Genomic DNA, 23,449 nt, shown 5'->3' with positions numbered 1-23,449 from the left:
ATGGCGAATCGGGCAAACATCCGTTTTTTCGAAAGTCTGGTGGCCGTATAAACAGGGTTTGTAACTTAAAATTACCCGTTTGGCTTTCTAAACTACAGCTCCAAAACCCTGATTTCGAGCCTCCCATGCCTGCCTCCCGTCGCTTTCCGCTGGTGCTGATCGGTGCCTTCCTGGCCTTGTACCTGGTGTGGGGGTCGACCTATCTGGTGATCCGCATCGGTATCGAGTCGTGGCCACCGCTGCTGATGGCCGGGGTGCGCTTTCTGATTGCCGGCAGCCTGCTGTATGGCTTTCTGCGCTGGCGCGGGGTGCCGGCGCCCAGCTGGGCGCAATGGAAGGCCGCCGGGGCCATCGGCATATTGCTGCTCAGTTGCGGCAACGGCGGCGTGACCCTGGCCGAACATGCGGGCGTGGCGTCCGGGGTCGCAGCCCTGGCGGTGGCGACCGTGCCGCTGTTCACCCTGGTGTTCGGGCGATTTTTCGGGCACCGCAACACGCGTCTGGAATGGGCCGGTATCGGCCTTGGCCTGGCCGGCATCGGCCTGCTCAACCTGGGCTCCAACCTGCAGGCCAGCCCGCTGGGCGCGGCGCTGATCCTGTTTGCTGCAGCGTCCTGGGCCTTCGGTTCGGTGTGGAGCAAGAGCCTGCCGCTGCCGGCCGGGCCGATGGCCAGTGCCGCCGAAATGCTGGTGGGCGGCGCGGCGCTGCTGCTGGGCAGCGCGCTCAGCGGTGAACGCATGACCCAGATGCCGACCGCTGCCGGCTGGGGGGCGTTGCTCTATCTGGTGTTCTTCGGTTCGATCCTGGCCTTCAGTGCCTACATGTACCTGCTCAAGCATGTGCGCCCGGCGGCGGCCACCAGCTATGCCTACGTCAACCCGGCGGTGGCGGTGCTGCTGGGCATCCTGTTCGCTGGCGAGCAGATCGGCGTGGAGGAGTGCGTGGCGATGGCGGTGATCATCGGCGCGGTGGTGTTGATCGGCGTTCCGCAATGGCGCAAGGTGCCGGCCAGCGTGGCCACCCCGGCTGACGCCTTGAGGGGTGAGTTGTCCAAGTGAAGCGTCGTATTGCCATGGCAGGCTTGTTGGTTGGGATGCTGTCCGGTTGTGATGAACAGGAAGTCGGCCTGGAGTTTCAGGTATCGGTTATCGACAATTACGCCCACGGCCATGCAGACCGGTATTACGCCGAAGCGGTCCGTAACCTGCTGGCCGAACAGCAGATCGACCTGGCCCGAGTGGAAATGTGGGCCGACGACGAGACCCCTTGGGTGGTGAACCTGCGCATGCCAGGCGACGTATTGACCCCGGCGCGGCGTGAGGCTCTGCAGGCAACGGTCGACGCCGTGCTGGCTGCGCGCCAGGCAGTCACCGGCAACGTTACCCTGACCCTCGCGGATCAACCTGACCAGCCGATCGCGTTGCGGTTGGCCTTCCCCAACGATGTCGCGATCAAGAGCCATCCTACGCTCAGCGAAGCGATGCGCTCGCTGATCGAGAACACGGCGCGTGGCGAGGTCGATTGCCGGGTCCCGGTGAGGCTCAGGGCCAACCTGCCCTTCGAGGTGCTCGACTACAGTCAGGGCGTGATGACGCTGCGCACCCCGGACCAGAAGCTCAGGCGCACGCCGGTTCGCCTGGAATTCGCTGATGGCGGGTTGCGTAGTCAGGTAGCGCGCGGCCAGGTAGCCGTCAGCTTCAGCCGCGAGAAGGACCGCGACCACATGATCTTCGAACTGGGGTCGCTGGGCATGCACAGCTGGACGCCGATGTCGGCGCGCGATTCGAGCCTGAACGAGATCTACGGCCTGTGCCGTTCGCGCGCCAGCCAGCTGGGCAGGCCGCTGTCGCTGTTTGTCGGCAATGGCCTGGATCGCCTGACGTACGTGTACCTGCCGCCTGTGGATTGAAGCTCGGTGAACCCGCGCGAACAGGGTAAACTTGCGCCATTGCTGAATTCCCCAGACGGTATTGCCATGACATTCGCCAAACTTGGCCTGATTGAACCCTTGCTGCGCGCGCTCGAGCACCTCAAGTACACCACCCCGACACCGGTGCAGGCGGCGGCCATCCCGGCCGTGCTGGCCGGTCGCGACCTGATGGCGGCGGCGCAGACCGGCACCGGCAAGACTGCCGGCTTCGCCCTGCCACTGCTGCAGCGCCTGGTGATGGAAGGCGAGAAGGTCGCCAGCAACTCGGTGCGTGCGCTGGTGCTGGTGCCGACCCGCGAGCTGGCCGAACAGGTGCACGCCAATATCGTCGAGTACGCCGAACACCTGCCGCTGCGCACCTACGCGGTGTACGGCGGGGTGAGCATCAACCCGCAGATGATGAAACTGCGCAAGGGCATCGACCTGCTGGTGGCCACGCCCGGGCGCCTGCTCGACCTGTTCCGCCAGAACGCGGTCAAGTTCAACCAGTTGCAGGCGCTGGTGCTCGACGAGGCCGACCGCATGCTCGACCTGGGCTTTGCCGAAGAGCTGCGCTCGATCTACGCGGCGTTGCCGGTCAAGCGCCAGACGCTGCTGTTTTCCGCAACCTTCTCCGACGAGATCCGCCTGATGGCCGGGCAGATGCTCGATGACCCGCTCAGCGTCGAGGTCAGCCCGCGCAACGTGGCGGCCAGCAGCGTCAAGCAGTGGGTCGTGCCTGTGGACAAGAAGCGCAAGCCCGAGCTGTTCATGCACCTGCTGCGCAAGCAGCGCTGGAAGCAGGTGCTGGTGTTCGCCAAGACCCGCAACGGTGTGGATGCGCTGGTGGAGCGCCTGCAGGCGCAGGGCGTGAACGCCGACGGCATCCATGGCGATCGCCCCCAGGCCACGCGCCAGCGTGCGCTGGACAGCTTCAAGGCGCGCAAGATCCAGATCCTGGTGGCCACCGATGTGGCGGCGCGCGGGCTGGATATCGACGACTTGCCGCTGGTGGTCAACTTCGATTTGCCGATCGTGGCCGAGGACTACATTCACCGTATCGGGCGTACCGGGCGTGCGGGCAATACCGGCGAAGCCATTTCGCTGGTGTGTGCCGACGAGGTGAACATGCTGTCGGCCATCGAGATGCTCACGCGCAAGACCTTGCCGCGTCATGAAGAGCCGGATTTCGTGCCGGAGCACCGGGTGCCGGAAACCGACGCCAGCGGGCAGGTGGTGAAGAAGCCGAAGAAACCGAAGAAGCCCAAGCAGGGCAGCGGCAAGGGCAGCCTGGGGCGCTGGACCGACAGCGGGGATGCCCCCGCAGCCGCGCCGCAGGTCAAGCCGGTGCGCAAGGTGCCGACGTTCAATACCGGGCCGCGCAAGCGCAAGCCTTGATTGGGCACGGGCTGCGCTGCAGCCCGTTCGCCGGCATGGCCGGCATCTACAAGGGCTGCGCGTACCCTGTAGGCGCCGGCCTTGCCGGCGAACGCCTCACCGGCGCAACCACTCCAGCACCCCCAACCCCGCCCTTCGCCCACTGGCAAAGCACGCCGTCAGCAGGTAGCCGCCGGTCGGTGCCTCCCAGTCGAGCATCTCGCCCGCACAGAACACCCCCGGCAACTGGGTCAGCATCAGGTGCCGATCCATCGCCTCGAACTTCACGCCGCCGGCGCTGCTGATCGCCTCGTCCAGCGGGCGCGGTCGTACCAGCGTGATCGGCAACGCCTTGAGCGCTGCCGCCAGGCGCGCCGGGTCGGCAAACACCTCGGGCCCGGTCAGCTCGCGCAGCAGCGCCGCCTTCACCCCGTCCAGGCCCAGCTGACCGTGCAGGTGCCTGGCCATCGAGCGCGAACCACGGGGTTTGCGCAGCGCCGCCTCGATCTTGTCCACAGGCCGGTTCGGCAGCAGGTCGAGCAGCACCGTCGCGCTACCTTCGCGGTTGATCGCTTCACGAATCTGCGCCGACCAGGCATACACCAGGCTGCCCTCGACGCCGCCCTCGGTCAGCACGAACTCGCCCAGGCGCGGCGCCTGGCCGGCCAGGCTCAGGGCGATGTTCTTCAGCGGTGCACCGGCGAACCTGCCCTTGAGCACGTCGCTCCAACCCGTTACCTCGAAGCCGCTGTTGGCTGCCTGCAACGGCGAGATATCCACACCCCGCGCCTGTAGCCAGGGCAGCCAGGCAGCGTCCGAGCCCAGCCGCGCCCAGCTGCCGCCGCCCAGCGCCAGCACCACGGCATCGGCCTGCACGCTCACCTCGCCCTGTGGACAAGTGATCCGCAGGGCGCCGTCGGCATCCCAGCCGTGCCAGCGATGCCGGGTGTGGATAACTACCCCGGCATCGCGCAGGCGCTTGAGCCAGGCGCGCAGCAGCGGGGCGGCCTTCATGTCGCGCGGAAACACCCGGCCGGATGTCCCGACGAAAGTGTCGATGCCCAGGCCGTGGATCCATGCGCGCAGCGCGTCGGCATCGAAGCCGTCGAGCAGGCGCGCGATGTCGTGTTCGCGTTCTGCATAGCGCGAGATGAACGCGGGGTAGGCTTCGGAATGGGTGATGTTCATGCCGCCCACGCCCGCCAGCAGGAACTTGCGCCCCACCGAGGGCATGGCGTCGTACAGGTCTACCCGCACACCGGCCTGGCTGAGGACCTCGGCGGCCATCAGCCCGGCCGGCCCGCCTCCGATAATGGCAACGTGGGGGGCGGTGGTTGGGGGGGTATCGGTCATGGGCGGCTGCAGGCTGGGGATAAAAGAGCGGGCATTCTACCCGACACGGCCCCGCCCAGGCACTGTACAAAAAACGATCAGTACGGTGCAGGCCCCGTGCCACAAGGGCCGGATGGGCTTGCGCTCAGGTTATCCACAGGCAGCTCCACAGTCATTGTGGGTAATCGAGTACCCGTTGTGCGCTGTGGTGCAGGATGCCGTGGCGTCGGGCCAGGGCGTGGCGGTCCTTGCTGTAGCCGCCGCCGATCAGGCCAACCACCGGGATATCGCGCCCCAGGCAGTGGCGCAGCACGGCTTCGTCGCGGGCAGCGACGCCTGCGTCGGTCAGTTGCAGGTAGCCCAGCGCATCGTCCTTGTGCACGTCCACGCCGGCGTCGTACAGCACCAGGTCGGGCTGGTACAGCGGCAACAGGTAGTTCAGCGCGTCGTGCACCACCTTCAGGTAGTCGGCGTCGCCCATGCCGCACGGCAACGGGATGTCCCAGTCGCTCTGGGCCTTGCGTGCCGGAAAGTTCTGTTCGCAGTGCAGCGACACGGTGATCGCGTCCGGGGTGTCGTGCAGGATGCGCGCGGTGCCATCGCCCTGGTGCACGTCGCAGTCGAAGATCAGCACCCGGTGCACGCGCCCGGCTTCGAGCAGGTAGCGGCTGATCACCGCCAGGTCGTTGAAGATGCAGAAGCCGGCCGGGTGATCGTAGTGGGCGTGGTGCGTGCCGCCGGCCAGGTGGCAGGCGATGCCATGCTGCAGGGCCTGTTCGGCGGCCAGCAGCGAGCCGCCGACCGCGCGCACGGTGCGCCGTGCCAGCGCTTCGCTCCAGGGCAGGCCCAGGCGACGCTGGTCTTCGCGGCTCAGGTCGCCATTCATGTAGCGCTCGATGTAGCCCCGCTCGTGGGCCAGGGCGAGGATGTCGCTGGGGCAGAGCTCGGGGCGCAGCAAGGCCGCATCGGTGGTCAGGCCGCTGTCGACCAGGTGGTCGCGCAACAGGCGGAACTTGTCCATCGGGAAGCGGTGCCCGGCAGGAAACTCCGGGCTGTAGTCGTCGTGGTAGATCAGGGGCAGGGGCATGGCAGCTTCTAACCGGGGCAGGCCTCGATCTTGCCAGTTGCTGTACAGCCAGCGCCAGCGATCTACACTGCGCGCAGGTTCTCGACAGGGGTGCACCCATGCTGGCTTCCTGGACGTTCTGGGCGATTCTGTCGGCGATATTCGCCGCCTTGACCGCCATATTTGCCAAGGTTGGCGTGACCGGCATCAATTCGGACTTCGCCACCCTGCTGCGCACGGTGGTGGTGCTGGTGAGCCTGGCGCTGATTCTGTTCGCCACCGGCCAGTACCAGTCACTGGGGTCGATCTCGCCGCGCAGCTACCTGTTCCTGCTGCTGTCGGGGCTGGCCACCGGCGCCTCGTGGATCTGCTACTTCCGCGCCCTGCAGCTGGGGCAAGCCTCGCAGGTAGCGCCTGTGGACAAACTCAGCGTGGTGCTGGTGGCGGTGCTCGGCGTTACCCTGCTGGGCGAGCGGCTCGACCTGCGCCAGTGGGGCGGCATCAGCCTGATCACTCTGGGCGTAGTGATGCTGGCATGGCGTTAGCGCGCAGAGGTGTTGCCGGTAACTCCAGCGGTGCCTTCAGCGGTGCCTGCAGCGCGGTGCGGCCATAGAAGCACAGCGCGGTCGGCAGGCAGGTCAGCCAGACGAAGATCCCCGCCCAGAAGGTGTGCGACATGTAGTGCCAGCCCTGCATCACGCGGGTGGTGCCGTACACCATGCCCAGCAGCACGATGAACCCCAGCAGCTTGCGTGCGTGCGCCCAGCGCCAGCGGCGGGCCACGAAGTACAGCGCCATCAGGGTGAAGCCGCTGGAGGCATGCCCGCCGGGCCAGCAGCGCCCGTCACCGGTCTTGTGCAGCAGGTCGAACTTTTGGTACCACTCCAGGCGCGGATGGGTACCGCCGTAGAATGTGGTCTCTACCGGGCAGTACACCCCGGTGTGGCTCTTGAGGTAGTGAATGATGGCGGTGCACAGTGCGAATGCCACCACCACGAACAGCAGGTCGCGCCGGTGCCGGGTGGTGAAGCGCAGCACGCCGGCAATGCGGCTGCGTTGCAGCAGCCGGGTGGCGGCGGCCTGCGGATGGCGGGCGAAAAGCGGCCACACGAAGGACAACAGGGCGCCGATCAGTGCGGCTTCGCCTGTCCAGTTGGGCAGGACGCGGGGCCACTTGTGGGTCACTTTCTCGAACCAGGCGTCGTGCAGCAGGGTGAACTGGCCGCTGGCCGGGTCGATGAACAACTGGCTGAACCAGCGGTCGAGGCCGGTGAGGTCGAAGGCCACGAACACGACCAGTGCCAGCAGCAGGGGCAGGCCCAGGTGGGTGAGGTAGAACGACTGGCGTGGCGACATGCTCATTGCTCCGCCCTGGCCAGCAGCTTGCGCCATTCGGGGGCGTTCATGCGGCCGAGGATTCTCGGTTTGCCGCTGGCGCCCACCGAGACGAATACGGCTTCGGCGTAGGCGCTGGAGCGTTCGCCACCGGGCACGTTCAACTGGCGTTCGAGCTGGTCTATGCAGCCGCTGTGGGTCACCAGCACCAGGTTGCGCTCGGCGGCCTTGCGCGCCAGGGCGTTGTCGGCGAAGCCCTTGTTGCATTGCTGCAGCCAGTCCTCACTGGCTGCCAGCTTGCCGAACATGAAGTGAGCGGTTTGCTGGGTGCGGGTCAGGGGGCTGGCCAGCATGTCGGCATGCTCCAGGCCCAGGCGCTGCAGCCCTTCGCCCACCTGCGCCGCAGCCTGGCTGCCCGCCTGGGTGATACCTTGCGGATCATCCAGGCACGGGTTGCGCGAGCGGTCGCAACGCTCGGCATGCCGCACCAGCACGATGACTTCACCTTTGGCCCAGTCGGCATACACACCGCTGTTGCGCATCTGTCTTTCGCTACCCAGGTCCACGATCGCCAACCCTCTGACCAGCCACAGGCTTGAAACGGCCAGTGCAAGCAAGGTGCACAGGCCCAGCAGGAACGTCGCCGAAGGCAGGCGTCGTCGTCGCCCCGGACGGGCTGGGATCAAGGTCTGGTCGAGTACTGCATCGTGCAACATGGGGCCGCTCCGGCTACCGCGAGAATGTCTGCACGGTAAGCAACGGCCTGTGGTGAATCGGTGAAGGCGATGTGAAAGCCTTGTGGGGCAAGGGGCCAACAGCACGTTGCAGTTTCAATTCAATGAAGTAACAAGCCCAATCTCGGGCCTGGTGGCACTGGACGGCGATCAGCGTGTCAGCGGCCTGGAGCTGGGCGCCACCGGGCGCATCACCGATGCCTGGGCGGTGTGGGCCGGCTACACCTACCTGGATGCCGAAGTGGTGAAGGCCGGTGGCAACGGCGTCAACGACGGCACCAGCCCACGTTCATCGCGCCCAACAGCTTCAGCCTGTGGACCTCCTACGACATCGATGCACGCAGGGGCAGTCGGGGCTGGCGCCAACTACATGGGCCTGCCTACGCTGTACACTGCAAGGCAGTGATCACGGAGCAGGCAATGACCCCGATACTTAAACTGGAGAGCGCGCGGCTGCGGTTGCGCCAGTGGCAGGACGACGACCTCGCCGAGTTCGCCGCCCTGTGTGCCGACCCACTGGTGATGCAGTACTTCCCGGCGCCGCTGAACCGGGTCGAAAGCGCCGCACTGATTGGCCGCATCCGCGGCCATTTTGCCGAGTACGGGTTCGGCCTGTGGGCCCTGGAGCGCCAGGACAGCGGGGCGTTCATCGGCATGACCGGCTTGCTCAATGTGAGCTTCGATGCGCCGTTCACCCCGGCGGTGGAGATCGGCTGGCGCCTGGCGCGGCGCCACTGGGGCCAGGGCTTCGCCAGCGAGGCGGCCTGGACCTGCCTGCGTTGTGCGTTCGCCCAGCTGGGCCTGGACGAAGTGGTGTCGTTCACTACCCAGGGCAATCTGCCGTCGCAGAAGGTGATGCAGGCCATCGGCATGCAGCCCGATCCGCTGGGCGACTTCGAGCACCCGCGCCTCGAGCCCGGCCACCCCTTGCGCCCCCACGTGCTGTACCGGATCAACCGCGCCCAGTGGCAGGCCACCTTGCATGGCTGAATCGCAGAACATACAGGCCGCCAATGACAAACCCTGTATTATTTGCGCCCTGGGCCTTGCTTTGGAGAATCTCGAATGAGCCACGTGTTGGACGATCTGGTCGACCTGTTGAGTCTGGAGGCGATCGAGGAAAACCTGTTCCGCGGACGCAGCCAGGACCTGGGCTTTCGTCAGCTGTACGGGGGCCAGGTACTCGGCCAGTCGCTGTCGGCGGCCAGTCAGACGGTCGAAGAGGCGCGCCACGTGCATTCGTTGCACGGCTATTTTCTGCGTCCGGGCGATGCGTCGATGCCGGTGGTGTATTCGGTGGACCGCGTGCGTGACGGCGGCAGCTTCAGCACCCGCCGGGTGACGGCGATCCAGAAGGGCCAGCCGATCTTCACCTGCAGCGCCTCGTTCCAGTACGACGAGGAAGGCTTCGAGCACCAGGGCCAGATGCCCCAGGTGGTCGGCCCCGAGAACCTGCCGTCGGAAGTGGAACTGGCCGAGCGCATGGCCGATCAGTTGCCCGAGCATATTCGCGACAAGCTGCTGTGCGCCAAGCCCATCGAAGTGCGCCCGGTGACCGAGAAGGACCCCTTCAACCCCAAGCCCGGCGACCCGGTTAAGTACGCGTGGTTTCGTGCCGACGGCAACCTGCCCGACTCCCAGGCGCTGCACAAGTACATGCTGGCATACGCCTCGGACTTCGGCCTGCTGACCACTTCACTGATGCCCCATGGCAAGTCGGTGTGGCACCGCGACATGCAGCTGGCCAGCCTCGACCATGCGCTGTGGTTTCACGGCAACCTGCGCGCCGATGACTGGCTGCTGTACGCCATGGACAGCCCGTGGGCGGGCAATGCGCGCGGCTTTGCCCGTGGCAGCATCTTCAATCGCGCCGGGCAGCTGGTGGCCTCGTCGTGCCAGGAAGGCCTGATTCGCCATCGCAAGGACTGGGCATGAGCCTGCGCTCGATTCGCCACTGGGTGTTCGACATGGACGGCACCCTGACCGTCGCCGTGCATGACTTTGCGGCCATTCGCGTGGCGCTGGACATCCCGGCGCAGGACGACATTCTTACCCATCTGGCGGCCCTGCCTGCGGCAGAGGCGGCGGCCAAGCATGCCTGGCTGCTGGAGCACGAGCGCGAACTGGCAGTGGCCTCGCAGGCGGCGCCGGGGGCGGTGGCGCTGGTGCGCGAGCTGGCGGCGCGGGGCTGCCGGCTGGGGATCCTGACGCGCAATGCGCGCGAGCTGGCGCATGTGACGCTGGAGGCGATCGGCCTGGCCGACTGCTTCCCGGTGCAGGACATCATCGGCCGCGACGAGGCTCCGCCCAAGCCGCACCCGGGCGGGCTGCTGCAACTGGCCCAGGCGTGGGACGTGGCACCGGCGCAGATGGTGATGGTCGGTGACTATCGCTTCGATCTGGACTGCGGGCGTGCGGCGGGTGCGCGCACGGTGCTGGTGAATGTGCCGCAGAACCCGTGGCCGCAGCTGGTGGATTGGCATGCGGCTGATTGTGGGGTGTTGCACGGGATGCTGGAGTAGGTCCGTGCTGGCCTCTTCGCCGGCCTTGCCGGCGAAGAGGCCCGGATCATCAACCCAGGCCTTCGATCAGAACGCCCAGCGCGTAGTCAGCATCAGGTTGCGCGCTTCGCCATAGTAGGTGGTGTCGAAGTTGCCCAGCCCTGCCAGGTAGCGCTTGTCGAACACGTTGTTGGCGTTGAGCGTGAAGCTCAGGTGGTCGTTGTACTGGTAGCGGCCCATCAGGTCGATCAGGGTGTAGCCACCCTGCTTGATGAAGGTGTAATCCTTCACCGTAGGGCTGTAGATCTGGCCGTAGAACGCGCTCTGCCAGTTCACCCCGCCACCCACCGTGACCTTGTCCAGCGCCCCCGGCAGGCGGTAGGTGGTGAACAGCCGCAGCAGTTGCTCAGGCTTGGTAGTGCTCATCGGCGAGCCGAAGATGCGCTGGTGGTCCTTGTCGCGAGAACGCGCATAGGTATAGCCGGCCGACAGGTTCCAGCCCTCCTGCAGTTCGCCGGCAATCTCCAGCTCCACGCCCTCGGTGGTTGCGCCGCGGGTGGCCTTGTAGATCCCCTCGTTGGTGTTGGTGGTGCCGGTCTGCACCGCCACGTTGTCCTGCTCGATACGGAACAGCGCCAGGCTGGCATTGAGCCGCCCCTCGAAGTAGGCCGCCTTCAGCCCTGTCTCGTAGCTGTCGCCCTCCACCGGATCCAGCGGGGTGCGGTTTGCGTCCTTGTAGGTCTGTGGTTGGTAGATCGAGGTGTAGCTGGCATACACCGAGTAGGTGTCGTCCAGGTCATACACCACGCCGGCATACGGGGTCACCACGCCATGCTGCTTGTAGCCGGCCTGGTTGTCGCTGAAGTACACCGGGTTGAGGCCGTCGTAATCGTAGTTGTCGTTGTACTTGAAGGTGCTGACGCGGGTGCCGAGGATCAGCGACAGGTCGTCGGTGGGGCGCAGGCGGGTGGCGATGTACGCGCCGTTCTGGCGCTTGGTCTGCTCGTACTTGCCGTTTTTCGGGAAGTCCGGCACGCCGATCTTGCCGTTCCATTCGTAGATGTTACCCGGTGTGCCGCCCAGGCTGGTGTCCCAGGTGGCGCCGGTCTGGCGCGAGTTGGCCGCGTTGAAACCCATCACCAGGTCGTGCTGGCGGCCCAGCAGGGTGAAGGGGCCGGACAGGTTGATGTCGGCGGTGTTCTGCACCCGGTGACCTTCCCAGCGGCCCCAGAACATGAACATGCCTTCGCCCGTGGCACGGTCGGGATTGCCGCCGCTGGCCGAGGCCAGGCGCGTGTCGTGGTCGCTCTGCAGCTGGTTGACGCTGAGCTTCAGGCTCCAGTCGTTGGCCAGCGCCTGCTCCAGCGAGGCGAAGTAGGTGCGGTTCTGGAAGTCGCGACGGCTCCAGTCGGCCCCCGGGTTGAACCGGCGCGAAAAGTCGGTGCGTCCGCCATCGGCGAAGTACACCGGGTTGCCGGTCCAGGAGGTGCCGCGCGGGGTGGTGGTCTGCTGGTCGATACCCACGCTCAGCAGGGTGTCGGGGGTGACGTCGACTTCGAGGATGCCGTAGTACACCTCTTTCTTCTGCTGGTAGTGGTCCTGGTAGCCCTTCCTGTCCTGCTGCGCGCCGACGAAGCGCCCGCGCACGCTGCCGCTGTCGTTCAACGGGCCGGAAACATCGCCTTCGCCACGGTAGTCGTCCCAACTGCCGGCGCTGCCCGACAGCGAGGCCTGGAACTGCGCGGTGGGTTTCTTGCGGATCAGGTTGACGGTGGCCGAAGGGTCGCCGGAGCCGGTCATCAGGCCGGTGGCCCCCTTGAGCACTTCGACGTGGTCGTAGATCGCCATGTCGACATGCGCGGTGCCTTCATCGTATACGCCGTCGTAGATGGTGTTGACGCCGTCGTACTGGAAGTTGGTGATGGCCAGGCCACGGCTGGAGAATTCGGTACGGTCGCTGTCGTAGGCCTGGGCGGAGACGCCGGGGGTGTTGCGCAGCACGTCGGTGATGCTCTGCGCGCCCTGGTCATCCATCTGCTGGCGGGTGACCACGGTGACCGATTGCGGGGTTTCGCGGATCGACAGCGGCAGCTTGGTGGCGGTGCGGGTAGCGGCGGTGGTGTAGGCGCCGGTGTTTTCGGTGGTCTCGCCAAGGGTATTGCTTTCGATGCTGGTGGCCCCCAGCTCGACGGCGCCGCCGTTGCCGGCTGGCACCAGCACGTAGCCGCCATTGGACTGGCGCTGGGCCTGCAGGCCGCTGCCCGCCAGCAGTCGCGCCAGGCCTTCATCGATGCTGTAGCTGCCCTGCAGGCCCGCCGATTGCAGGCCCTGGGTTTGCCGCGCATCGAACGACAGGGTGATGCTGGCGCGGGTGGCGAACAGGCTCAGCGCGGTGCCCAGCGGGCCTGCGGCGATCTGGAAGTGGGTGCTTGCGCTTTGTGCCAGGGCGTTTGACGGCAGCACCGCCAGCAACGGCAACGGTGCCAGCGGCAGGCTGAACAGGGCCAGGTGGACGGCGCGTAGCAGAGGGCGAGGCGCTCGCGGGCAAGGGGCGGACATGCAGGTTTTCCTTCGATTGGCTGGGCAGGGGCGCGGCTTTTTTTTCCGCTTTAACTGCGTAGCCGAATGAGAATGAAAATCGGCAACCCGGTTTTCGATGTTTTTTCAGACCGGCTCGACGCTCACCCAGTACCGCGTGAGGTAGCGCACCTTGACCGGCAGCGAGGTGCCCAGGTTCTGCAGGACGGTGTCGGTATCGTCGATGCGAAAGGCGCCGGACAGGCGCAGGTCGGCAATGCGCTCATCGCAGCGCAGCAGGCCGGGACGGTAGCGGCGCAGCTCGCTGATGAAGTCGGCCAGGCGCCACTCGATCACGGTCAGCATGCCGTCGGTCCAGGCACCGGTGCCGGGGGCCGCGCTACCGACCGCTCCGAGCTGATGCGCGTCGAAGCTCACGCTTTGCCCGCTGTCCAGGCGCAGCACTTGCCCGGGCTGATCGGCGGGGCGGACCTCCACGGCGTGCTCCAGTACGCTGACCCGGCTCAGGCCGCCCTCGCTGTGCACGCTGAAACGGGTGCCCAGGGCGCGGATGCGTCCTTCCGGGGTTTGCACCAGGAAGGGCCGGCCTGCGGCGTCGGCGGCGGTTTGCACCATGATTTCGCCGCTGTACAGGCGCAGCAGGCGCTGCTGGCCGTCGAATTCGATATCCAGCGCGGTGTTGGTGTTGAGTTCCAGTTGACTGCCATCGCCCAGTGTCACGTGGCGGCGCTGGCCTTTGCCGGTACGCAGCCCAGCCATCAGCTCGCGGCCCGTGTCGCTTTCGCGCACGGCCCAGCCGGTGATGCCCACGCCCATCAACAGGGCCAGGGTCTTGAGCACGGCGCGGCGTCGTGCGCGCACGCCGGCCAGGGTCGGCAGGGCCACGTCGGCGGGCAGGCGGCCAAGCTGGCGCTGCAGTTTTTCCACCCGCGCCCAGGCCTGGGCATGGGCCTGGCTCTTGCCCAGCCAGTCCCGCCAGGCCTGCACCTGGGCCTCGCTGGGCGGCGCGGCATTGAGCTTGACGTACCAGCTGGCCGCCGCCTCCAGGGTTGAATAGTCCAGGGGCTGGGCCATGTCAGTCGTCCGTCAGCAGCAGGCAGTGGGTCATGGCGCGGATCATGTGTTTTTTCACCGTGGTCACCGACACGCCCATGCGCTCGGCGGTGGCCACGTAGCTCAGGCCCTCGAGCTGCACCGCCAGGAAGATCTGCCGGGTGCGTTCGCCCATGCCGTCGAGCAGGGTATCGACGGCCACCAGGGTTTCGAGAATCAGCAGGCGCGTTTCGGGCGACTCGACGACGCGCTCCGGGCGGGTGGCCAGCTCGGCGAGGTAGGCCTGTTCCAGGGCCTTGCGGCGAAACTTGTCGACCATCAGCGCATGGGCGATGGCGCCCAGGTAGCTGCGCGGTTCACGAATGGTCTGGGCATTGCGTGCGGTCAGCACCCGGATGAAGGTGTCCTGGGCAAGGTCTGCGGCATCGCTGGCGTTGCCCAGGCGCGCGCGCAGCCAGCTTTTCAACCAACCGTTGTGTTCGCTGTAGAGCGCGTGCAGGGCAGCGTGATCGGGTGCGGGCATGGCGCGGAGGATACTGAGTAATTGATAATTAGTCGCATTATTGTGGTTTGCCGGCGGATTGTGCAAGTGCTGGTGCTTGACCTGCGTCAGGCACGGGCGAAGACTGGTTGACCCTTTACAGACACGAGCGAGGCGCTTCCCATGAGCCACAAGGCCATTTACGTTCAACCCGGCGGCGGATATGACAAGGTGCAGGTGGGCACGTGCGAAGCACCGGCGCCGCAGGCGGGCGAGATCACCGTGCGCCTGCGTGCCAACTCGCTCAACTACCACGACTTTGCCGTGGTCAGCGGCATGTGGGGGCCTGCCGAGCCGCGCATTCCGATGGCCGATGGTGCCGGTGAAGTGGTGGCCGTGGGCGCCGAGGTCAGCGAGTTCGCTGTCGGTGATGCAGTGGTCAGCACCTTCTTCCCCGACTGGCTGGATGGCGCGCCGCTGATCGAAGGCTTTGCCACGGTGCCGGGCGATGGCATCGACGGCTATGCCCGCGAGCAGGTGACGGCCCGTGCCACTTCGTTTACCCATGCGCCCAAAGGTTGGAGCCATGCCGAAGCGGCCACGCTGACCACTGCGGGCTTGACCGCCTGGCGTGCACTGATGGCCGACGACGCACTCAAGCCAGGCGACACGGTGCTGGTGCAGGGCACCGGCGGGGTGTCGATCTTCGCCTTGCAGTTCGCCAAGCTGGCGGGCGCCACGGTGATTGCCACCTCCTCCAGCGACGCCAAGCTCGAACGCCTCAAGGCCCTGGGCGCCGACCACCTGATCAACTACCGCACCACTCCGGCCTGGGGCGAGCAGGTGCGCAGCCTGACCCACAATCGTGGTGTGGACCATGTGATCGAGGTGGGCGGCCCAGCCACGCTGGAGCAATCGATGATTGCCGCGCGCATTGGCGGGCACATCTCGTTGATCGGTATCCTCACCGGCGTGGCGGGGCAGTTGCCGCTGGTGCAGGCGCTGGTGCGCCAGTTGCGCCTGCAGGGGGTACTGGTGGGTAGCCGTGCCCAGCAGCAGGCCATGGTGCGTGCCATCGACGCCAACGGCCTTCGCCCGGTGATCGACAAGCACTTTGGCCTGGAGCAGATCGCCGATGCGTTCCGCTATCAGGAAACCAACCAGCATTTCGGCAAGATCGTGCTGGATATCTGAGGCACGCCCCGACACGACAAAGCCCGCTTCTGGCGGGCTTTGTCGTGTCTGATACGAGGAAATCAGGTAAGGCGGGTAGGCAGTTTCCTCAATTGGGATGAGAGGTGTCTTGACCACTGTGGGGCTCCTGTTCACAGCGGTTCATCTGGGGTTTCCTGGCGCGCCTGAGTCTGCAGGTGAGCGAAAAGGCATGAATTGTCTTGGCGGAATCTTGCGACTAAAATCAGTCGCAGTCGGAGGTTCAATGTCCCGCCACGAAAAGCTTCTGGCCAAATTGAGCAACAAGCATTCCGTATTCACCTGGGGTGAGCTGACCGCGCTTTTGAGCGGCTTTGGATATCGACAGATCAACGGTAACGGAAGCCGAGTGAAGTTCGATAACGGGAATCCGCTGGCGATGATCAACTTGCATAAGCCACATCCCGGCAACGAGCTGAAGGCTTACATCAGATGCCAGGTTATTGAACACTTGAAAGCCGGAGGGTTGATTTGATGGGCACACTGTTGCATTACAGGGGGTATCACGGCTCCATTGAAGCCAGCCCAGAAGACAACTGTCTATACGGCAAGGTGCAGTTCATCCGGGCTCTGGTGAGCTATGAAGGAGAGACTGTGGCACAGTTGGACGCGGCATTTCGCGAGGCCGTGGATGACTATCTACACACATGTGCAACCTTGCATCAGGCTCCCGAAACCCCATGTAAAGGCTCATTCAATGTGAGGGTTGGCCATGACCTGCATTTGGCCGCCAGCGTGGTTGCCAACCGGCAGAGTATTTCGCTCAACGACCTGACGCGCCGGGCATTGACCGCCTACCTGAGTCACCATGAGTAGTACGATACGCTTGCAGCGCGCCTGAATACGCGCCACGACAAAGCCCGCTTCTGGCGGGCTTTGTCGTGTCTGGCGGTTGAGGTCAGAAGTCGTAGCGCACGTTGGCGGTGAAGGTGTCGGCATCGAAGCCGCTGCTGGTCAGGTAGTTGTACGACCCCCCCACGCTCCAGGCACCGACGCGGTAGGTTGCGCCCAGGCCCAGCTCGTAGCTGTCGCGCGCCGGGGTGGCGCCGCGGGTGGTGAATGGCGTGCCACCCAGCACGAAGGTGGAGGTGGTGCCGGCCTTGTCGCCGATGAAGTCATGCCAGGCCATCAGCTTGGCTTCCGGCTCCAGGCTGCCCACGCCCAGTTCGAAGGCGGCTGCCAGGCGTGCGCCCAGGCCCATCTCGCCGATTTCGTAACGCTGGCTGCCGACGTTGAGCGCCGCCGAGCTGCCTTTTTCACGGTACGAGTCGATCGAGACATTGGCGTAGCGCGCGCCGATCTGCGGCTCGAGCACTACCTGGCGGTCGAGCTGGAAGGTGTAGCCGGCCAGCGCGTTGACGCCGAAGATCTCGCTGTCGTAGTCGGCCTTGGCGCGGCTGCCGGCGATGTAGCGTTTGGACTCGTTGTCGTTCCAGCCGTACATCACCGAAGCATCGACGAAGTAGTTGTCGAGGGTCCAGTTGCCGTACAGGGTCAGGGCATGGCCGCTGACATCGGTCTTGTTGCCCCGGTCGGATTTGACGTCGCTGGTCAGGTAGCTGTACGCCAGGCCCACGGTGGTATCGGGGTCGAGCTTGCCGTCGGCACCCACGGCGATGCCGTTGGTGTTGGCATCGTAACCGTCGATACCGTGGCGACGATCCTGATCGGCATCGCTGGACAGTGCCTGTACCCATACGCCAGTGCCCGACAGGCCTTCACCGGACGACAGGCCGTTGCGGGCATTGCTGGAGCGGCGGGTGACGGCGTTGCCCACCAGGGTCTGGCTGCTGGTGGCGGCATTGATCACGCCGCGGCTGACATCCGGGGTCAGGGTTTCGGCGAGACTGGCCAGTTGCGCATCGCTGCTGGCGTTGGCGAAGGCCTGGAATACCGGATCGCTTTCGCTGAGCTGGCCCATCACGGTGTTCTTGAACGGTTGTATGGCATTGACTGCATTGCGCGAAGCACGGGCGCCGAGCAGGTTCTGCTCGATCGCTTCATCGCTGCGGGTTGCGACCAGCGCCTTCACATCCTGGCCCTCGATGCCGAAGTTTTTCACTTCGAGCAGCGCCGAGGACGAGACCACCGACAGGTTCTGCGCTTCTTCCCAGGTGCCGGAGTTCAGCAGGGTGTAGCGGGTGCCCTGGGCCGGGGTGCGGAAGTCGTCGGAGCGGGCTTGCAGCTCGATCTGGCTACCTGCGGAGAAGTAGGTGTTGCCGGTCACCTTGAGAATCGGTGAATCGGGCAGGGTCGTGTTGTCCAGCAGCAGACGCAGGCGTGCGGTGTCGCTGTCGAGGTCGAGATCGCCGTCCAGCGTGGTGTGCGGTGCCAGCAGGGTCAGGGTGCCACCGTCGATGTCCACGTAGCCGGCACGGATGGTCGAACCGTCGAAAGCCACGTCGCCTTTGACCAGCACGCCACTCAGCCCCAGCAGATCGCCTTTTACCTGGCCGCCGGACCAGTAGAAGTACGACTGCGCGTTGCTGTCTTCGGCCAGAATCGCCGCAGTGCCGCCTTCGAGCAGGCCGGCGGTCTGGGTGATCGAAAACAGATTGCTGCCGCTCAGGTTGACCAGATGGATGCCGATGCCATCTGCCGAAATGGTGCCGCTGTTGTTGATGTTGCTTTTGTAGGGCGGGGTGATGGACCCGCTGAAGACGGCATTCTCGACTTCGATACCGGCCGAGTCGGCGCCACGCGCGGTGATGGTGCCGCTGTTGATGATGCTCGACTGGGTGGAGGTGATCATCATGCCGTTGGCGTTCTGGCCCGTCACGGCAATGCTGCCGCTGTTGATCACATCACCGGCAATATTGGCCAGGTACAGGTCCAGGCCCATGGCGCCTTCGCCGGTCACGTTGATGCTGCCCTGGTTGACCAGGTTGCCGCCGATGCTGGAATCGAGGGTGAGGGAAATGGCCGAGGGAATATCGGTGGCACTCGCCGCGCTGAGGTTGATCGCGCCGCTGTTGGTCAGGTTGCCCAGCACAGTGACATCGATCAGCTCGACGCCGGCGTTCTGCGATGTGCCGCTGAAGGTGGCGCTGCTGAAGGTATCGCCGGTATTGCTGTAGCCACCGGAGCTGAGGTCGTGGTTCAAGTCGATAGCGGGAGAGGCATTGGCCGTGGCTGTAGCAGCGGCAATGGAAAGCGCCAGCAGTGAGCGGCGCAGCGATGCAGTATTCAAGAGGGTGTCCCTTCCAGGGTCGGAAACCGACGCGGGACAACCAGCGCATGCTGCGTCTGTATCGGCCATCCCTGCCGGCTTGTCAGTGAGTGCTGAATCAAGCGCTGGGTACTGTACAGGATGGTTGTAGGACAATTCAGCAGCAAAAGCCGGGTAGGCTGCTTTTCACGGAAAAATGTGAATCAGCCTGCATCTGTAGGGAAAACAGGCAGATTGGCGGGAATTTAATGGGTCGTGTGGGGTCGACCGGTGTCGTCCTGGCGAAGGCCAGGACGTCTTGCAACCGCAATCAGGCGAAGCTGATGTTGATGCGCTGCTGGCCGTAAACGACTTTGGCGGCAGAGATCAGCTGGTGCGGGATCTCCACGAACGGAATGTCGGAGTTGGTCAGGGCGATGTCCACCAGTTGCACCATGATCGAGTTCTTGCGCACCAGGATCACGTCCGACCAGTCGGTGTTGGTCATGGCCAGCGGGATGAAGTCGGAGCGCTTCATGAAGCTGCTCAAGGCTTCGAGCACGCCAAGGTTCTGCTTGGTGCCGTTGGGGCTGTGGCAGCAGTCGTTGAGCAGGATGAAGCCATCCGGGCCGACCAGTTCCTGGTAGTACATCAGGTCGCGCAGGATGAATTCGTACTGGTGGCTGGCATCGATGTACACCACGTCGAAGGTCTCGATGCCGGTACGCGGCTGGATCGCGTCGATGGCGCTGATGGTGTCGGCGCGGATGACAGTGACGTTGTCCTTGTCGGCGAAGCGGTCCAGGCATTGCTGGTAGAGGTTGTCGAAGGTGGCCTGCTCATGCATCGGGCCGCCGTAGTAGTAGGCGTATTTCTCTGGCGGCTCGACCCATGGCGGCAACTGGTCGAATGGGCTGTAGTCGTCGTTGGAGGCAGGGCTCCAGCTGTCGATCAGCACCATCTTTTCCGGGGTCAGGGCCTGGTAGAGCTTCATCGCGTTTTCGCCGCGCAGCACTCCCAGTTCCGCCACCACCGGCTGCTTGCCATAGGCGGTAAACACCGCGTTGAGTACGTGATAGAAGGTTTCACGGTAGGTTGTGCAGACTTTCATCGGTGACCTGCTCTGCTGCTAGTTCGGTTGCCAAGCATATCGGCCTGGCAATCGATTTCGAGAGGGCCGGTTCGATGCAATTTGTGACGCGCCCGATCAGCGCGTCACTGTCGATTGCTCAAGCCTGGGCCAGGCGGCCGACGCGTAGCCAGCCAAGCACGACCGCGCCAATCAGCAGGAAGCCCAGGTAGCCGAACAGCGGGTAGACCTGCCCCACCAGGCTGACGAACCCGACCAGGCTGCCAACGAACGCCAGGGCGCCGGCGGCCGCCGAGCCGATGCGGAACGTGCGGGTGCCCGCTGGCAGCAATCGCGCCGAAAAGGAGTACAGGGTGCCAACGGCGGTGTTGAGGATCATCAGGAAAATGACCACGGCCATCACCAGGCCAAGCACCGGTGAAATCTCGGTGGCGATGGACAACATGGGCATGGGCAGGTCCGCCACGCTGTCCAGGCGCGACAACAGCCCCAGGCTCATCACCAGCATCAGCACCCCCAGCAACGCGCCGCCGAAGATGCCACCCCAGATGGCGTGCTTCTCGGTCTTTGCGGTGCCGCCCATGATCGACAGAAAGGGCACCCCGGCCACGATGTTGTAGGACACGTACAACAGTGCCCCCAGCAGCCAATGGCTGGCGCCGGCGTCCTGCTGGCTGGCCAGTTGATCGAGCTCGCCGAAACTCAGGCCTCGGGTGGCCACACCATACAGGGCCACCGCTACTGCCGTGAGAATCAACAGCGGGGTGGCGGCGCCGATCATGCCAATCACCTTCTGCACATCCAGGCACACGATGGCGACCACGATCACGGTCACCGCCAGGCTGCCGAACAGGGCAGGGATGCCGAACTGCTGCTCCAGCAGGGCACCGCCACCGGCCAGCATGACCACGGTCACCGCAAACATGAAAAAGGTGATCATCAGGTCGACGAAGGCGCCCAGGTAGCGCCCGCACAGGGCGTTCACGACGTCTTTATGGGAGCTGGCCCGCAGGCGGCTGCCCATGCCTGCCAATGCCATGCCGAGAAAGATGAACAGTGAGGCGCTGACCACTGCCCCGAGCAATCCCCATACGCCGAAATCGACGAACATCAGCAGCAGTTCCCGACCGGAAGCGAACCCGGCGCCGACAATCACACCGACGAACGCGCCGGCTATTTTCAGGCTCTCTTTCATGACGATTTCCCTCGAATTATTGTTGTTAGGGCTTATGGGGCGGGCCACTTTCCGTGGCCATGCCGGGGCATCGCAGTGGCAGGCGGCAAGGGTGTGCTAGCGGGCGCCGACCCAGGCCTGGACTTCGATCTCTACGTCGACCCCCAGTGCCAGCTGGCTGCCGCCGACCGTGGAGCGCACCGGAAAACCATTGTCGAAGTAGCGCTTGTACACCTCGTTGAAACCGGCGAAATGTTGCATGTCGGTCAGCCAGACCGTGGCCTTGACCACCTGATCGAACCCCACACCGCACTCGGTCAGGGTTTCGCCGATACGGCTCATGACCGCCTCGGTTTGCTCGCGGATATCCCCGAGCACCACGTTGCCCTGTGGGTCCATTGGTACCTGCCCCGAGAGAAACAGGAAATCGCCGACACGGATGGCCTTGGAGAACGGGTAGGGCAGATGGCTGGGGTAACGCTGCAGTTGTTCGGACATGGCATTGAACCTCGTGGGTGATGAGTGATTAACGCAAGCGGGCAGGTGCCAGGCGCTGTGGCTCGACACCTTGATGAAGCAGTGCTTGGGGCAGCGGCTGATCGAGCAACTGGGCGCAGGCCAGTTGCGACACGCCGGCCGCAGACTGGATGCCATAGCCGCCCTGTGCCGCGAGCCAGAAGAAGCCTTCGCGGTGATTGTCCCAGCCGACCACCAGGTCGCCATCGGCGACGAACGAGCGCAGGCCGGCCCAACTGTGACGCGGGCGGCGGATGGTCAGGGAGGTGGCGGCCTCGATGTGGTAGATGCCGGTGGCGATGTCCAGCTCTTCGGGCATCACGTCATGGGGCGGCACGGGGTCGGCGTTGGCCGGGGAGCCCAGCAACTGGCCGGCATCGGGCTTGAAGTAGAAGCTTTCGTCGATGCCGATCACCGTGGGCCAGCGCGAGAAATCCATGCCATGGGGGCCGTCGAAGGTAAAGGCTGTGCGTCGGCACGGCTGCAAGCCGATGGGCTTCACGCCGCACTGCTGCGCAACCTCATCAGCCCAGGCGCCTGCGGCATTCACCAGCGTGCGCGCGCGCAACTGGCGACCGTCGGCCAGGGTCAGGTGCCAGTGACCGCCTTCACTACTGGCGACGCTCAGTTGCGCATCGCATTGCAGCACACCACCGGCACGGCGCGCGGCGCGCAAGAAGCCCTGGTGCAGCGCATGCACGTCCAGATCGCGGGCATCGGTTTCGAGCATCGCGCCAACCATTGCCTCCGGGTTCAGGCACGGCACCAACGCGAGCGCATGCTCGGTATCGATCAACGACACATTGCCAGCCTGTGCTGCACCGGCAGCGAAGGTCTGTTCCAGCAGAGGCTGTTGCCCCTGGCCTGCGACATACAGGCAACCGCGAGGCTCCAGCAGCGCATGCTCGGTGAAATCAGCGGGCGGTTGCTCATAGAAAGTGCGGCTGGCGCGGGTCAAGGCCTGGATCTGCGGTGTGCCGTAACTTTCCATGAACATGGCTGCGGAACGACCGGTGGCGTGATAGCCCGGCTGGCTCTCGCGCTCGAGCACCACGACCCTGGCTTGCCCAGCCAGGCGATAGGCCAGGGAGGCCCCCGCAATACCGCCGCCAATGATGGCGAAATCGAAACATTCGCTCTCGTGCATACCGAGGTGCCTCCTGTTCCGAGTGGGAGAAGCAATGTCTTCGCCGCTGTTCTTGTAATTCTCAGATACGAGAAATGTAAGATATGAGAATTTTCCAGTCAACCTATTACCTTGAGGTATTATTTTTGGCCCTTGCCCGGCTTGGCCCAAGGCATCGTTTCCGTATGGCAGAGAAGTTTGCATGAGCTCCGATCCAGTCTCGCGTTCCCCGGCCCACCCCTTGATAGATCGCGCCCAGGTGGGTGCCCGTCTTCGTGTCATACGCAAGAACCAGAAGCTCACGCTCAAGCAATTGTCCGAGCGTTCAGGCGTAGCGCTGTCGACCCTGTCGAAGATGGAGCTGGCGCAGGTATCGGTGAGTTACGAGAAGCTGGCGGCGGCAGCGCGGGCATTGGGTGTGGACATCGCCCAGCTGTTCAGCCCGGCCAAGGTGAGCGTGGGTGCGGTACAGCCCACGGTGGTGAGCACGGCCATCGATACGGCGGCGGGTTACAGCACGGGCAACTACGAGTACCACCCGATGGCGGGGGATTTTCCCGGGCGCAACATGACGCCGATGTATGCCCGCATCTGCGCGCGTGAGATGAGCCAGTTCGAAGACTACATTCGCCACCCCGGGCAGGAGTTTGCCGTGGTGCTTTCGGGCCGTGTGCGCATTCAGTTCGAAACGGGTGAATCCGTCAGCGTTGGTTGCCGGGAGACGGTGTATTTCAACAGCGCGATCGGGCACATCTACCTGGCTGAGGGCGAGGCGGGGAGTGACGCCGAGGTGATGGTGGTGATGACGGAGGTCTGACCTTGTGCTCGGCAGATTCCGAAAGCCATGGGGTGAGTGC

At 64.8% G+C, this 23,449-nt stretch carries 24 protein-coding genes; 12 read left to right on the top strand and 12 right to left on the bottom strand.

What is annotated here, in order from left to right; all coding sequences use genetic code 11:
• The first annotated feature begins 125 nt into the window (after positions 1-125).
• From yedA to NP552_RS18455, 3 genes are all read left to right on the top strand, one after another.
• On the top strand, positions 126-1,058 hold the full coding sequence (gene yedA, locus NP552_RS18465; protein ID WP_058540581.1) for a drug/metabolite exporter YedA: 933 nt from the start codon (positions 126-128) through the stop codon (positions 1,056-1,058).
• On the top strand, positions 1,055-1,909 hold the full coding sequence (locus NP552_RS18460) for a hypothetical protein (RefSeq protein ID WP_146094979.1): 855 nt from the start codon (positions 1,055-1,057) through the stop codon (positions 1,907-1,909). The genes yedA and NP552_RS18460 overlap by 4 nt, the downstream gene beginning before the upstream one ends.
• Before the next feature lie 66 nt (positions 1,910-1,975).
• The gene (locus NP552_RS18455) at positions 1,976-3,307 is read left to right on the top strand and encodes a DEAD/DEAH box helicase (protein WP_274097021.1); all 1,332 of its coding nucleotides are present in this window, start codon (positions 1,976-1,978) and stop codon (positions 3,305-3,307) included.
• 96 nt (positions 3,308-3,403) lie between these two features.
• Here the strand turns inward: NP552_RS18455 and NP552_RS18450 are convergent, their stop codons facing one another.
• Both NP552_RS18450 and NP552_RS18445 read right to left on the bottom strand, forming a co-directional pair.
• Positions 3,404-4,639, bottom strand: a complete 1,236-nt coding sequence (locus NP552_RS18450; RefSeq protein WP_274097020.1) for a TIGR03862 family flavoprotein — start codon at positions 4,637-4,639, stop codon at positions 3,404-3,406.
• Between the two features lie 151 nt (positions 4,640-4,790).
• On the bottom strand, positions 4,791-5,705 hold the full coding sequence (locus NP552_RS18445; RefSeq protein ID WP_274097019.1) for a histone deacetylase family protein: 915 nt from the start codon (positions 5,703-5,705) through the stop codon (positions 4,791-4,793).
• A gap of 98 nt (positions 5,706-5,803) precedes the next feature.
• Here NP552_RS18445 and NP552_RS18440 point away from each other — a divergent pair, with 98 nt between their 5' ends.
• Positions 5,804-6,229: an EamA family transporter gene (locus NP552_RS18440; RefSeq protein WP_043863863.1), complete on the top strand. Its 426-nt coding sequence runs from the start codon at positions 5,804-5,806 to the stop codon at positions 6,227-6,229.
• On the opposite strand, the gene NP552_RS18435 is transcribed toward NP552_RS18440, so the two are convergent.
• A complete protein-coding gene (locus NP552_RS18435) occupies positions 6,195-7,040 on the bottom strand; it encodes a phosphatase PAP2 family protein (RefSeq protein WP_274097018.1) in 846 nt (281 codons plus the stop codon). The two genes, NP552_RS18440 and NP552_RS18435, sit on opposite strands and share 35 nt — an antisense overlap.
• Before the next feature lie 2 nt (positions 7,041-7,042).
• The gene (locus NP552_RS18430) at positions 7,043-7,735 is read right to left on the bottom strand and encodes a histidine phosphatase family protein (RefSeq protein ID WP_274097017.1); all 693 of its coding nucleotides are present in this window, start codon (positions 7,733-7,735) and stop codon (positions 7,043-7,045) included.
• Positions 7,736-7,841: 106 nt separating this feature from the next.
• Between NP552_RS18430 and NP552_RS18425 the strand changes: the two genes are divergently transcribed.
• The 4 genes from NP552_RS18425 to NP552_RS18410 all read left to right on the top strand — a co-directional run bounded on the left by NP552_RS18425 (position 7,842) and on the right by NP552_RS18410 (position 10,275).
• Positions 7,842-8,159 (top strand): TonB-dependent receptor, encoded by a 318-nt coding sequence (locus NP552_RS18425; protein ID WP_274097016.1) that lies wholly within the window; start codon positions 7,842-7,844, stop codon positions 8,157-8,159.
• 14 nt (positions 8,160-8,173) lie between these two features.
• Positions 8,174-8,743, top strand: coding sequence for a GNAT family N-acetyltransferase (locus tag NP552_RS18420; RefSeq protein ID WP_274097015.1), 570 nt, complete (start codon positions 8,174-8,176; stop codon positions 8,741-8,743).
• Between the two features lie 75 nt (positions 8,744-8,818).
• Positions 8,819-9,688 (top strand): acyl-CoA thioesterase II, encoded by an 870-nt coding sequence (gene tesB, locus NP552_RS18415; RefSeq protein WP_043863859.1) that lies wholly within the window; start codon positions 8,819-8,821, stop codon positions 9,686-9,688.
• Complete coding sequence (locus NP552_RS18410; RefSeq protein ID WP_054916361.1) at positions 9,685-10,275, top strand: HAD family hydrolase; 591 nt, start codon at positions 9,685-9,687, stop codon at positions 10,273-10,275. The genes tesB and NP552_RS18410 overlap by 4 nt, the downstream gene beginning before the upstream one ends.
• A gap of 66 nt (positions 10,276-10,341) precedes the next feature.
• Here NP552_RS18410 and NP552_RS18405 read toward each other — a convergent pair whose 3' ends face one another.
• The 3 genes from NP552_RS18405 to NP552_RS18395 form a co-directional block, all read right to left on the bottom strand.
• Complete coding sequence (locus NP552_RS18405; RefSeq protein ID WP_274097014.1) at positions 10,342-12,813, bottom strand: TonB-dependent siderophore receptor; 2,472 nt, start codon at positions 12,811-12,813, stop codon at positions 10,342-10,344.
• A gap of 105 nt (positions 12,814-12,918) precedes the next feature.
• On the bottom strand, positions 12,919-13,866 hold the full coding sequence (locus NP552_RS18400; protein ID WP_274097013.1) for a FecR domain-containing protein: 948 nt from the start codon (positions 13,864-13,866) through the stop codon (positions 12,919-12,921).
• Position 13,867: 1 nt separating this feature from the next.
• Positions 13,868-14,368 (bottom strand): sigma-70 family RNA polymerase sigma factor, encoded by a 501-nt coding sequence (locus tag NP552_RS18395; protein WP_043863856.1) that lies wholly within the window; start codon positions 14,366-14,368, stop codon positions 13,868-13,870.
• A 141-nt stretch (positions 14,369-14,509) separates the two neighbouring features.
• Between NP552_RS18395 and NP552_RS18390 the strand changes: the two genes are divergently transcribed.
• The 3 genes from NP552_RS18390 (at position 14,510) to NP552_RS18380 (ending at position 16,354) form a co-directional block, all read left to right on the top strand.
• Positions 14,510-15,520: a zinc-dependent alcohol dehydrogenase family protein gene (locus NP552_RS18390; RefSeq protein ID WP_274097012.1), complete on the top strand. Its 1,011-nt coding sequence runs from the start codon at positions 14,510-14,512 to the stop codon at positions 15,518-15,520.
• Positions 15,521-15,764: 244 nt separating this feature from the next.
• Positions 15,765-16,013 carry a type II toxin-antitoxin system HicA family toxin gene (locus NP552_RS18385; RefSeq protein WP_078481358.1) on the top strand — a complete coding sequence of 83 codons (249 nt, stop codon included), beginning with the start codon at positions 15,765-15,767 and terminating at the stop codon, positions 16,011-16,013.
• Positions 16,013-16,354 carry a type II toxin-antitoxin system HicB family antitoxin gene (locus NP552_RS18380; RefSeq protein ID WP_043863853.1) on the top strand — a complete coding sequence of 114 codons (342 nt, stop codon included), beginning with the start codon at positions 16,013-16,015 and terminating at the stop codon, positions 16,352-16,354. Before NP552_RS18385 ends, NP552_RS18380 begins: the two co-directional genes overlap by 1 nt.
• An 82-nt stretch (positions 16,355-16,436) precedes the next feature.
• Here NP552_RS18380 and NP552_RS18375 read toward each other — a convergent pair whose 3' ends face one another.
• From NP552_RS18375 to NP552_RS18355, 5 genes are all read right to left on the bottom strand, one after another.
• On the bottom strand, positions 16,437-18,728 hold the full coding sequence (locus NP552_RS18375) for an autotransporter family protein (RefSeq protein ID WP_274097011.1): 2,292 nt from the start codon (positions 18,726-18,728) through the stop codon (positions 16,437-16,439).
• A gap of 289 nt (positions 18,729-19,017) precedes the next feature.
• Positions 19,018-19,797 carry a class I SAM-dependent methyltransferase gene (locus tag NP552_RS18370; RefSeq protein ID WP_043863851.1) on the bottom strand — a complete coding sequence of 260 codons (780 nt, stop codon included), beginning with the start codon at positions 19,795-19,797 and terminating at the stop codon, positions 19,018-19,020.
• Between the two features lie 118 nt (positions 19,798-19,915).
• Complete coding sequence (locus NP552_RS18365; RefSeq protein ID WP_043863850.1) at positions 19,916-20,971, bottom strand: YkvI family membrane protein; 1,056 nt, start codon at positions 20,969-20,971, stop codon at positions 19,916-19,918.
• Positions 20,972-21,067: 96 nt separating this feature from the next.
• Positions 21,068-21,448, bottom strand: coding sequence for a RidA family protein (locus NP552_RS18360; protein ID WP_058540570.1), 381 nt, complete (start codon positions 21,446-21,448; stop codon positions 21,068-21,070).
• A 28-nt stretch (positions 21,449-21,476) separates the two neighbouring features.
• Positions 21,477-22,613, bottom strand: coding sequence for an NAD(P)/FAD-dependent oxidoreductase (locus NP552_RS18355; protein WP_274097010.1), 1,137 nt, complete (start codon positions 22,611-22,613; stop codon positions 21,477-21,479).
• Between the two features lie 181 nt (positions 22,614-22,794).
• On the opposite strand from NP552_RS18355, the gene NP552_RS18350 reads away from it, so the two are divergent.
• On the top strand, positions 22,795-23,409 hold the full coding sequence (locus NP552_RS18350; RefSeq protein WP_054916367.1) for a helix-turn-helix domain-containing protein: 615 nt from the start codon (positions 22,795-22,797) through the stop codon (positions 23,407-23,409).
• Positions 23,410-23,449 lie beyond the last annotated feature (40 nt).

This window comes from Pseudomonas sp. 8209 (assembly GCF_028682105.1).
GTDB classification, from domain to species: Bacteria; Pseudomonadota; Gammaproteobacteria; order Pseudomonadales; family Pseudomonadaceae; genus Aquipseudomonas; species Aquipseudomonas palmensis.
This window is presented reverse-complemented; position numbering and strand designations above follow the sequence as displayed.

What these genes read in the sequence shown, in the direction of transcription:
- NP552_RS18365 (WP_043863850.1), bottom strand. Translation starts at nt 20,971, where the DNA reads ATGAAAGAGAGCCTGAAAATAGCCGGCGCGTTCGTCGGTGTGATTGTC.
- NP552_RS18445 (WP_274097019.1), bottom strand. Translation starts at nt 5,705, where the DNA reads ATGCCCCTGCCCCTGATCTACCACGACGACTACAGCCCGGAGTTTCCT.
- NP552_RS18360 (WP_058540570.1), bottom strand. Translation starts at nt 21,448, where the DNA reads ATGTCCGAACAACTGCAGCGTTACCCCAGCCATCTGCCCTACCCGTTC.
- NP552_RS18395 (WP_043863856.1), bottom strand. Translation starts at nt 14,368, where the DNA reads ATGCCCGCACCCGATCACGCTGCCCTGCACGCGCTCTACAGCGAACAC.
- NP552_RS18450 (WP_274097020.1), bottom strand. Translation starts at nt 4,639, where the DNA reads ATGACCGATACCCCCCCAACCACCGCCCCCCACGTTGCCATTATCGGA.
- NP552_RS18420 (WP_274097015.1), top strand. Translation starts at nt 8,174, where the DNA reads ATGACCCCGATACTTAAACTGGAGAGCGCGCGGCTGCGGTTGCGCCAG.
- NP552_RS18440 (WP_043863863.1), top strand. Translation starts at nt 5,804, where the DNA reads ATGCTGGCTTCCTGGACGTTCTGGGCGATTCTGTCGGCGATATTCGCC.
- NP552_RS18390 (WP_274097012.1), top strand. Translation starts at nt 14,510, where the DNA reads ATGAGCCACAAGGCCATTTACGTTCAACCCGGCGGCGGATATGACAAG.
- NP552_RS18410 (WP_054916361.1), top strand. Translation starts at nt 9,685, where the DNA reads ATGAGCCTGCGCTCGATTCGCCACTGGGTGTTCGACATGGACGGCACC.
- NP552_RS18370 (WP_043863851.1), bottom strand. Translation starts at nt 19,797, where the DNA reads ATGAAAGTCTGCACAACCTACCGTGAAACCTTCTATCACGTACTCAAC.
- NP552_RS18455 (WP_274097021.1), top strand. Translation starts at nt 1,976, where the DNA reads ATGACATTCGCCAAACTTGGCCTGATTGAACCCTTGCTGCGCGCGCTC.
- NP552_RS18430 (WP_274097017.1), bottom strand. Translation starts at nt 7,735, where the DNA reads ATGTTGCACGATGCAGTACTCGACCAGACCTTGATCCCAGCCCGTCCG.
- NP552_RS18355 (WP_274097010.1), bottom strand. Translation starts at nt 22,613, where the DNA reads ATGCACGAGAGCGAATGTTTCGATTTCGCCATCATTGGCGGCGGTATT.
- tesB (WP_043863859.1), top strand. Translation starts at nt 8,819, where the DNA reads ATGAGCCACGTGTTGGACGATCTGGTCGACCTGTTGAGTCTGGAGGCG.
- yedA (WP_058540581.1), top strand. Translation starts at nt 126, where the DNA reads ATGCCTGCCTCCCGTCGCTTTCCGCTGGTGCTGATCGGTGCCTTCCTG.
- NP552_RS18435 (WP_274097018.1), bottom strand. Translation starts at nt 7,040, where the DNA reads ATGTCGCCACGCCAGTCGTTCTACCTCACCCACCTGGGCCTGCCCCTG.
- NP552_RS18380 (WP_043863853.1), top strand. Translation starts at nt 16,013, where the DNA reads ATGGGCACACTGTTGCATTACAGGGGGTATCACGGCTCCATTGAAGCC.
- NP552_RS18350 (WP_054916367.1), top strand. Translation starts at nt 22,795, where the DNA reads ATGAGCTCCGATCCAGTCTCGCGTTCCCCGGCCCACCCCTTGATAGAT.
- NP552_RS18405 (WP_274097014.1), bottom strand. Translation starts at nt 12,813, where the DNA reads ATGTCCGCCCCTTGCCCGCGAGCGCCTCGCCCTCTGCTACGCGCCGTC.
- NP552_RS18400 (WP_274097013.1), bottom strand. Translation starts at nt 13,866, where the DNA reads ATGGCCCAGCCCCTGGACTATTCAACCCTGGAGGCGGCGGCCAGCTGG.
- NP552_RS18385 (WP_078481358.1), top strand. Translation starts at nt 15,765, where the DNA reads ATGTCCCGCCACGAAAAGCTTCTGGCCAAATTGAGCAACAAGCATTCC.